The sequence below is a fragment of the Spirulina sp. CS-785/01 genome (assembly GCF_028330525.1).
Classification (GTDB): Bacteria; Cyanobacteriota; Cyanobacteriia; order Cyanobacteriales; family Spirulinaceae; genus JAQMSD01.
Map to the genome: position 1 here is coordinate 1 of NZ_JAQMSD010000112.1, position 7735 is coordinate 7735.

Below are 7735 nucleotides of genomic sequence, written 5' to 3' on the forward strand. Positions count from 1 at the left end.
AATGCAGCTATAAACATCCTGCAAAGGGCTTTATATATCGTGGGGCGCACGAAAATTAACGCTTGGGGAGAAACTCCCTCTTGGTTGGTTGGAGAACTCCTGCTAGCTAACGGAGATTCGTTGAACCAAGAATCCACGCTCATTTAGGGCGTGGAGCGTCAACTGTTTAAGACAAAACATTTGTGAGTAATCCAATTCAGCAGTGGCAATATTTAGTCATTCAGGAGACAATTTTCCCCCTGAACCCCCTACGGATTACCGTAGAATCGGAAGACCGACAGTTGGCGGAGGTGTTACAGGGGAAGACTGTTGTGGAAACATTAAACTATCTGGGGGAACGAGGTTGGGAATTAGTCTCGATTCACTCCGGGATTGAGAAAAATACCCAAGTTTTTTATTTTAAACGTCCTAAACCCGATTAACTGATGTCTCGACCCACCCTTTATATTGCAATCACCAATCATGGTTTTGGCCATGCCACTCGTGCGGCCTCGGTGGCCGGATACCTCCAGCAACAGAATCCGGACCTCTTATTAATTTTAGCCACCACCGCACCCCGTTGGTTATTAGAGGCATATATTCCAGGGGACTTTATTTATCGGCCCCGTGGGTTTGATGTGGGGGTGATCCAGTCTGATAGTTTAACTCAAGATCAGGGGGCAACCTTGGAGAAACTGCGGGAAATTCGCCAAAAGCAAAATCGCTTGATTGCCTCAGAGGTGGATTTTCTCAAAACTAATCGGGTGGATTTAATTTTAGCCGATATTCCGCCTTTGGTGACGTTAATGGCCGATGCTGCCGGGATTCCCTGTTGGATGATGAGTAATTTTGGCTGGGATTTTATTTATCGAGACTGGGGGGGAGAGTTTAATGAGATGGCCGATTGGATTGGGGATTGTTTTGCCCAATGCGATCGCCTCTTTCGACTCCCCTTCCACGAACCCATGCAGCGTTTCCCCCACATTGAAGATATGGGACTGACAGGGGGAACACCCCGTTATCCAGAAGATGAATTGCGCCAGCGTTTCTCCCTCACCACTCCCCCCGATCAAACCATTCTTTTCACCTTCGGGGGTCTCGGACTCCAGAAAATTCCTTATAATAATATTAGGGAATTTCCAGACTACCAGTTTATTACCTTTGATCACTGCGCTCCGGACATCCCTAACTTGATTAAGGTTAGCGATCGCGCGATTAGACCCGTTGATTGTATGCCGTTATGCGGACGGGTAGTGAGTAAGCCCGGGTTTAGCACCTTTTCTGAAGCATTGCGCTTAGAAACACCCGTTGTTTCTCTGACGCGAAAAGGCTTTGCAGAAGCCAATTTATTAGTGAATGGATTACAACAGTACGGCTACCATCAAATTCTCTCCCCGGAGGCATTTTTGCAAAGGGACTGGGACTTTCTGAGGACTCCCCCCTCCCCTCCCATGCAAACTTCACACTCAATAGCCACTGATGGAACTGAACGGATTGCCCACACTATCCTCGATTACTTCGAGTCCGGTATCTGAGGAGGTGTTACAGCGTGCGTGGCACGCTTTCACTCAGACCGGAGAACGGTCTCCCGAATCTTACCTTGAAACTTCCCCCCAAGACCCCGTAGCTGCTCAATCTTCCCAAGAGATGACCTATGAAACTCCCCCCAAATTAGATCGAGCTTTAACCCCTCCCAAACTCCCCGAAGTGAAGCCTCAAGAGCAAAATAACACCGACGGGAAAGGCAACGGACAAAAACCCCCCACAGAGAAAAAAGACAAGGCAGAAGCCAAGAAAAAGCGGGTCTGGAGTACCATTTATATTGCCGCCCAAGATGTGCGCTCCGTCTTAGAACAACAACGACAGCAGGCCAACACCCTAACCACTAAACTGAATATTCTCTTTGTGGTCAACGGAGCGTTACTTACGAGTTTAACGCTCTCTCGTTTAATGTTTATCCCCAGTATCTTCAGTCTAGGAGAAATTGCGGGTTTTATGATAAACTTTACACTCTTGATTAATGCCTTTTTGCCCCGGCAAGTGGCGATTAGTCCTAATTTAGAGGATAAAAAGTTCCTAGAACGCTACCTCAGCCTTACCCCAGAGGAATATCACTTAAAAATGATGGTGAACCTCGTACAAACTTATAAAATTAATAAACAGCGTATTGACGACGTTTCACAAACGTTGAACTATGCTGCCTATGTCACATTGGCAGTGGCTTTTGTTATTATGTTGCATACGGTAGCGGCCTACTTTCTGCCTGTGCTGCAAACCCAGTTTTTTTGACCTATGACGGCTGAACCTCTCCCCCTCCATCCTGAAGATCATTCCCCTTCTGAGTCTTCCCAACCGTCTGCTGAGGAAAACCAGACTCCTGCATCAGCCATAAATTCATCCTCATCCTCTGATCCGTCCAAGAAGGAGCAAGAGATGACAAAATCTGAGGTGAATCAGGATGTAGTGGACGAGGGGGATATTGTTGATGAGGAAAAGATCACTCCAGATCATCCCCCGGACGAGCAAGAGGAAGCGGGAAAAATCGTCGATGAGGAAGACGAAGATGAGGAAGACGATTTAGATTTACCTGAACCCGATCCCGAAAATATTACAGTTTTAACCAGTAAACTCCCCAATAAACCTATCTTACCGTGGAATCGTTATGATTCCCCTTGGAAAGAGGAGGAAGAAGAGAAAAAAAAGCAAGAAAAATCTACCGAATCCGATTCATCAGAAGACGCAAATGGAGAGGAGGAACAAAGCTCTGATCCTTCCCCGGACAGCACTGCGGAGGAAGGAGAGTCCCCCTCAGATGTAACCGAGCTAGATAATTCTGAACCTGAACCGGATGAGGTGGACTAGTTTTAGTCTGTTTTTTTGTTATGTGTTATTTTTTCGCTGTGGTGGGTTCTTGGACGGATACAGAATCCGGTATCGAAAAAATCGAAAAAATTATGAAATACTGCTGGTTTACGGTTTACTATTTACTGTAATCAGCTGAGTCATTAAAGCAGTAGCAACAATGGGGGCCGTAATTGCTCTTAAAATGGTTTTGCCCAAGGAAACGGGCTGTATTCCGGCTTCTAACGCCGCTTCTATCTCTTTAGGAGTCCAACCCCCTTCGGGGCCGGTAAAGAGGGAAATGGGCTGTATAGGGGGGGGAGAGAGACGATTGAATAGGGGGGGATATTCGCCTCTGGCAATGCAGATATATCCCGTTTGTTGTTCGGGGTTTAAAGCCTGCACTGCTTCTGAAAACGGTAAGGGGTCTTGAAGGGGCGGCACGATCGCGCGTTCTGCTTGTTCGGCAGCCTCTTGGGCAATGCGTCGCCAGCGTTTTAGCTTCTGGGGACTGGGTTTTAAGAGGGTGCGATCGCTCTCTACCGGAACAAAGGCACTCACCCCCAACTCCGTCCCACAGCGTATAATCTCCTCAAACCCATTCCCCTTGGGTAAGGCCACCAGTAGGGTTAAGGGAATCGGCAATTCTGACGTAACTTCGAGGCCATTTTGTAAAATCGCCGTATTCGTTGCCAACTGAGCGATCCAAGCCTGACCTTGACCATTCATGGCAATAAAGCGATCGCCTTCTTGTAAGCGTAACACCCGATAGAGATAATGCTGTTGCGCTGGGGTAAGACGAAGGGTTTGGTCTTGGTATTGGTGGGGTGCGATCGTCACACGCTGTAAATGAGCCGCCATAGAACTCTCGTCAATCCCGATTTAATTTTTCTATCATAGTAGTAAGAGACAATCCCCGAAACCTCCCGAACCCGAACCGCGTCATCCTCCCAAACTTCCCCAATCACAAACCTTGGTGCGCTCATTCCTAATGCGATGATTTTATATTACTTCTATGAAACTGTCCTCATTATGCTTAATGTTGGTCGGTACTGCGATTTTAGGTTCTGTTCCCCTAACCCTAACCCTCTCGCAAACCCAACCGACTCAACCGTCTAATAACTATCCCTCCCAAGAAAAAACTTCTTTTATCAATAGCTGCACCCAAGAAAACGACGGAAGATTTCGTGCTATTTGTGAATGTACCTTTAATCAGATTCAAGATACCTACAGTTACGAAGAATATCAAAATATCCTCCAACAACTTCGGAATGGCGATGATCTCCCAGAAGCGGTCGTGGAGATGATCCGAGACTGTCGGGCAGATATTAATCCTGCCAACATTTAACTCATTTAATCCGTTCTCCAAATCCTCTAAGAATGGGTAAAACTTTATATAATTGATTGGGACGAGGTAATAAAGAAAAAACTGTAGATAACTCATACTGAAGTGAAGGGGTTTTAATGAGCTTGAGAAAGACAAAGTTTCCCCCATTCGTCACCATCCCAAAAACAGGTTTTTCAGCCTGTGGACTTGCTAACATATAAGTGAGAGCTTGAGGAATTGCAATTTCTAGAGAAAAACTGGTTTCCTTAGACTCAATCACCACAACCCAGAATTTTTCTTGTAAAACCAGTGCATCGACTCGCCCCCGATAAGTTTTTTCTTCTCCCTCTACTGTTACTTGTACTGTTTCTTCGGCTCGAAATTGAAACGGAGGGTCATAAAATCCCGCTAATTTTAATAGAGGCGATAAAATAATCAATTTAATTGTTTCTTCTCCCAACCGCCCTTGGCTCAATTGATAAAAATATTGAGCCTGAATTTCATCTAATTGTGCTTTTTCATGGGTTGAGAGAGGCGGTAAATCTGTTTGCCATTCAAAAAATAAATCAGCTTGGCTCGTCCGAATTAAGCCAAATTCCTGTTGTAATTGCCCTAGAGTTTTAAGATTTCGTTCAATAGCAAAGGTTTGAGCCATGAAAACTAAAGGATATTAAGTGAACGTCAGCATTTTGAATTAATTGTACGCATTCAGCTATCAGCCGTCAGCCACGACTCTTAAAACTAACGCTCAGAAGGAGGACTTGATCTTGAGAGACTTGTTTCGAGTCGATCAACCCGTTTTTAACGGGTTTAAGCTATTAGCCTTGGGTTTTAACCCAAGGTGTATTGGAAATGACTTGTTCAAAGACTTGGCGGCGTTTGGCGAGAACCAACCGAATAATCTTTAAACTTAACGGGGTGGTTTCCGTGGTTTCTAACTCATTCAAGTAGATGCGAGTCACATAAGACGAGGCCAATAAAGGTTCATAGGGAATTCTTTCTCGTGGACTGGGTTCGACGCTGCGACTGCGAAATACTAAAACCGCGTGCCAAGGTAGATCATAGCCATTTAGTCGCAGATAGAGGAAAATCTCGGAAAAAAGACGCGCATAGATTGCTGAGTCTTTTTGAAATTGTACCAAGGGTGAAATAGAGGGGCAGGGACTCCTCAAGGGGGAGAAATACCCCATCCACCCGAAACGCGGTCTGTTTCAACTCCACGGAGTCAAAGCGATAGGCGGATGCTTGGGAAGGAGGTTGCCCAATCAGTTCAAAAAAACTGCTGGGCAATTCTTTGAATAATCGGTAAAAAATGGGATCAGTTTTCATGCCGAGAACAGTAGGACTCAATCGTTTCAGCCGTTTCGCGGCCACGGCGGACACAATCCCCTAAGGCCACCCCATCGGTGTAGTTGGCACAGAGAAAGACACCAGGGACCGATTCTAGGGCGTTGGCGATGGTTTCGAGGCGGTCTAGGTGTCCGAGGGTGTATTGGGGGATGGCACGCTCCCAGAGGCGCACAGCGAGGACTTTGGGTTGGATGTCTTTGGCCAGTAATACCCCTTGTAAGTCTTGGTGGACGGCTTGGACAATTTCTTCGGGGGAGAGTTGGGCAATGTCTCGGTCGGTTGCTCCGCCGATGAAGTTGGTTAACATTTGCCAACCTTGGGGGTTGCGGCCTGGGAACAGGGTGGATGACCAAATTGTGCCGAGGGTGCGGATGCCTTGGGTGCGGGGGTTGAGGTTGCCGAAGCCTTTTAGGGGACGGGTAAAGGCGTTGTCGGGATAGGCGATGACGACGCAGGCCACGGGGGGATAGTCGATTTGGTTGAGGGCTTGACTGGCTTGGGGGGCCAGGGGGGTTAAGAGGTCGGCAGTAATGTAGGCTGGGGTGGTGAGGACGAGACTGCGGGTTTCGACCTGTTGGGGCCCGTCGGGGGTGTCGAAGTGGGCGATATAGGTGTTTTGGGGGGTGCGTTCGAGGCGGGTGACGGCCCAGTTTAATTTTAGTTGGTCGTTGAGGTGTTGCGCGATCGCAGTTGGTAATTGTTTCAACCCCTCCCGAAATGACCCCAACTCGCCGCGCTTCACTTTCGGTAAATTGGGATCAGGCTCAGGTTTAGGTGGTTGTTGTTTACGGGATAAAATCGCCCCTGGAACGAGTCCCCCACCCGCGTCTTGCAGACGAAACACCCGACGAAATGCGGCGGCCATACTCAACTGATGGACATCCCCCGCATAGACTCCCGATACAAACGGCGAGACTAACCGTTCGGCGACTTCTGGGCCTAAATGCCGTCGCACAAACTGAAAAATAGTTTCTTCGTCCCGTAAATTAGCCGGAACAAAGCCCAAGGCCCCGAAAAATGCCCGTAGTTTCCCCACAGGACTTAACAGCCCGGTGGTGATGGCTGAGGGGGGACTCATGGGGACGGCATTTAATCGGTTGTTCCAATAGACATAACGGGGAAGACGACGGTCCGCTAAGACTAATTGATCTTTTAACCCAACCTCCACCGCTACCTTGAGCATTTCCTCGTTGGGTTGAAAACTGTTCGGTCCTTCCTCCCAAAGAAAACCGTCAGCCTCATTGGAGATAATATTTCCCCCCACCCTGGGCTGACGTTCGGTAATAAGAATGTCTTTATTTTTTTGTTTGAGTGCCAATGCTGTACTTAAACCGCTTATTCCAGCACCAATAATGAGACTATCTAGCATAAAACCCTAATATTCCTAGCTAGAAGGCTCATCATACCACTAATTTAAGTTTGAAAGAGGGTTTCTAAATAGACTTTCGCGCAGGTGCGATAGTTCTGGGCGGCTTGTCTAGCATTATCACTACGTTGGTTTTCTAGTAAGAAACGAGACAAGGCTGCGGCGAACACTTGATCCTGATCCCAACTGGGATGGCTGTCTAGATAAGTTTTCAGGGATTGATGGAGTTCTTCAGGGATTTCTGTCAAGATGCTGATGTTGGTATTCATCATGGAGTGACCTCTGTGGCAACTAGGGTGAGAGATGAGCAAGCAGACCAGTCAAGAAAATGAGCATCCCTAAAAGCGTGTCTTCAGACGATGATTCATCGAACGTTGGTTTCGGTTGAGTTGTATCCCTTGATTGAGTTGTCCGCTTTGATCAGTCATCTCACTATAACTATTTCGTAGAAAATTCGCTGATTTGTCAATGCTGAGAAATGTTACAACTTTTTTTAGCGTAACTAAAGATTTACGGAGCAATGGGGGTTAGGGAGCTTTTTTTGTTACGTAACGTTACCTGAACTCAGTATATTGCAGTTCCCCCAAGGACAAAAGATAAATCCCCCATAAGGACGTAGATTGTTTGGTTTTTCCCGTTGGCTTGTGGAAAAGTTGGGGAAAGTTGTGGAAAATTGCCTACTCCCTGTGGAAAAGATGGGGAATTTTTGGGGGAAAACTCTGCTAAAAAATAAGAATTACAAACTTTATATTTGGTAATGGATCGGGACGACCATGGGGGGAGTTGGGTTTTGTCAAGTCCTAAATCTGGGGGGATTAAGGTTAGATTACACTATTTTGGGTAATGGGAGTCGGGAGTCGGGAGTCGGGAGT

Annotated in this window: 11 protein-coding genes; 5 read left to right on the forward strand and 6 right to left on the reverse strand. The window is 46.9% G+C overall.

Translation table 11 applies throughout. The features are described 5' to 3' along the window. The first annotated feature begins 182 nt into the window (after window positions 1-182). The 4 genes from PN462_RS06630 to PN462_RS06645 are packed head-to-tail and all read left to right on the forward strand — an operon-like array spanning window position 183 to window position 2841. A complete protein-coding gene (locus tag PN462_RS06630) occupies window positions 183-422 on the forward strand; it encodes a hypothetical protein (RefSeq protein ID WP_272127246.1) in 240 nt (79 codons plus the stop codon). Window positions 423-425: 3 nt separating this feature from the next. Beyond that, window positions 426-1514: a glycosyl transferase gene (locus tag PN462_RS06635; protein ID WP_272127248.1), complete on the forward strand. Its 1089-nt coding sequence runs from the start codon at window positions 426-428 to the stop codon at window positions 1512-1514. Further along, the gene (locus tag PN462_RS06640; protein ID WP_272127250.1) at window positions 1474-2268 is read left to right on the forward strand and encodes a hypothetical protein; all 795 of its coding nucleotides are present in this window, start codon (window positions 1474-1476) and stop codon (window positions 2266-2268) included. The genes PN462_RS06635 and PN462_RS06640 overlap by 41 nt, the downstream gene beginning before the upstream one ends. Window positions 2269-2271: 3 nt before the next feature. After that, entirely contained in the window at window positions 2272-2841 is a 570-nt protein-coding gene (locus PN462_RS06645; RefSeq protein ID WP_272127251.1) for a hypothetical protein, read from the forward strand. A gap of 108 nt (window positions 2842-2949) precedes the next feature. On the opposite strand, the gene PN462_RS06650 is transcribed toward PN462_RS06645, so the two are convergent. Continuing rightward, on the reverse strand, window positions 2950-3681 hold the full coding sequence (locus PN462_RS06650; protein ID WP_272127252.1) for a 16S rRNA (uracil(1498)-N(3))-methyltransferase: 732 nt from the start codon (window positions 3679-3681) through the stop codon (window positions 2950-2952). A 154-nt stretch (window positions 3682-3835) separates the two neighbouring features. On the opposite strand from PN462_RS06650, the gene PN462_RS06655 reads away from it, so the two are divergent. Continuing rightward, window positions 3836-4168, forward strand: coding sequence for a hypothetical protein (locus tag PN462_RS06655; RefSeq protein ID WP_272127253.1), 333 nt, complete (start codon window positions 3836-3838; stop codon window positions 4166-4168). A 1-nt stretch (window position 4169) separates the two neighbouring features. Here PN462_RS06655 and PN462_RS06660 read toward each other — a convergent pair whose 3' ends face one another. The 5 genes from PN462_RS06660 to PN462_RS06675 form a co-directional block, all read right to left on the reverse strand. Beyond that, window positions 4170-4802 (reverse strand): type I restriction endonuclease, encoded by a 633-nt coding sequence (locus PN462_RS06660; protein WP_272127254.1) that lies wholly within the window; start codon window positions 4800-4802, stop codon window positions 4170-4172. Between the two features lie 163 nt (window positions 4803-4965). Then, window positions 4966-5289, reverse strand: coding sequence for a DUF2887 domain-containing protein (locus PN462_RS06665; RefSeq protein WP_272127255.1), 324 nt, complete (start codon window positions 5287-5289; stop codon window positions 4966-4968). After that, window positions 5207-5476, reverse strand: coding sequence for a DUF2887 domain-containing protein (locus PN462_RS23430; RefSeq protein WP_443029087.1), 270 nt, complete (start codon window positions 5474-5476; stop codon window positions 5207-5209). The genes PN462_RS06665 and PN462_RS23430 overlap by 83 nt, the downstream gene beginning before the upstream one ends. Further along, on the reverse strand, window positions 5466-6866 hold the full coding sequence (hemG, locus tag PN462_RS06670) for a protoporphyrinogen oxidase (protein WP_272127257.1): 1401 nt from the start codon (window positions 6864-6866) through the stop codon (window positions 5466-5468). Before hemG ends, PN462_RS23430 begins: the two co-directional genes overlap by 11 nt. Before the next feature lie 44 nt (window positions 6867-6910). Continuing rightward, window positions 6911-7132, reverse strand: coding sequence for a DUF2811 domain-containing protein (locus PN462_RS06675; RefSeq protein ID WP_443029088.1), 222 nt, complete (start codon window positions 7130-7132; stop codon window positions 6911-6913). Between the last annotated feature and the right edge of the window lie 603 nt (window positions 7133-7735).

Bases quoted from the DNA above. Each gene is read 5' to 3' on its own strand.
- PN462_RS06635 (WP_272127248.1), top strand. From the start codon at position 426: ATGTCTCGACCCACCCTTTATATTGCAATCACCAATCATGGTTTTGGC.
- PN462_RS06645 (WP_272127251.1), top strand. From the start codon at position 2,272: ATGACGGCTGAACCTCTCCCCCTCCATCCTGAAGATCATTCCCCTTCT.
- PN462_RS06650 (WP_272127252.1), bottom strand. From the start codon at position 3,681: ATGGCGGCTCATTTACAGCGTGTGACGATCGCACCCCACCAATACCAA.
- PN462_RS06655 (WP_272127253.1), top strand. From the start codon at position 3,836: ATGAAACTGTCCTCATTATGCTTAATGTTGGTCGGTACTGCGATTTTA.
- PN462_RS06660 (WP_272127254.1), bottom strand. From the start codon at position 4,802: ATGGCTCAAACCTTTGCTATTGAACGAAATCTTAAAACTCTAGGGCAA.
- PN462_RS23430 (WP_443029087.1), bottom strand. From the start codon at position 5,476: ATGAAAACTGATCCCATTTTTTACCGATTATTCAAAGAATTGCCCAGC.
- hemG (WP_272127257.1), bottom strand. From the start codon at position 6,866: ATGCTAGATAGTCTCATTATTGGTGCTGGAATAAGCGGTTTAAGTACA.
- PN462_RS06675 (WP_443029088.1), bottom strand. From the start codon at position 7,132: ATGAATACCAACATCAGCATCTTGACAGAAATCCCTGAAGAACTCCAT.